We start from the raw sequence: 395 nt of genomic DNA, 5'->3' as shown, positions 1-395 counted from the left end.
TTTGCATAGCCCCAGAAGTTTTCAATACCATTTATGTGATTTCTACCTTTTGCAAACTCATTTTTTGAGTGTTTGACTCGATAATGTGCTTTTGCCACTTTTGCTTGCAGTTGTAAGCGTAAGCAAAGCAAAGAAATCTACTAATCCATCATACGCCACCCAATAATCACTATAAAATTCTGTTTCATTTATATTGCTTAAATCTCGTATTATAGGCAAAAACTCCTCTGCCAAGCAATGTTTGACAATTTGAGTATAAACACAATTATTTCGTTTTAGCATACCTTCTGCTTGCAGTTGTGAGTCAAACGAAGCAAAAATACAGAAGTTTTTTTGCCAGCTACTCGCCCTCCTTTGCCTCTCACTCTTTTAGCACCCAAAATCTATATCAAAAG

The 395-nt window shown here is 35.7% G+C and carries 1 pseudogene; it reads right to left on the bottom strand.

Annotation, left to right across the window (positions count from 1 at the left end):
• A pseudogene (locus ACWIX0_RS14270) lies at positions 1-377 on the bottom strand (hypothetical protein); the annotation flags it as partial.
• Between the last annotated feature and the right edge of the window lie 18 nt (positions 378-395).

It is taken from the genome of Helicobacter sp. T3_23-1059 (assembly GCF_053654515.1).
The sequence above is the reverse complement of the archived record's forward strand: the minus strand, read 5'-3'. Positions and strand labels throughout refer to the sequence as shown.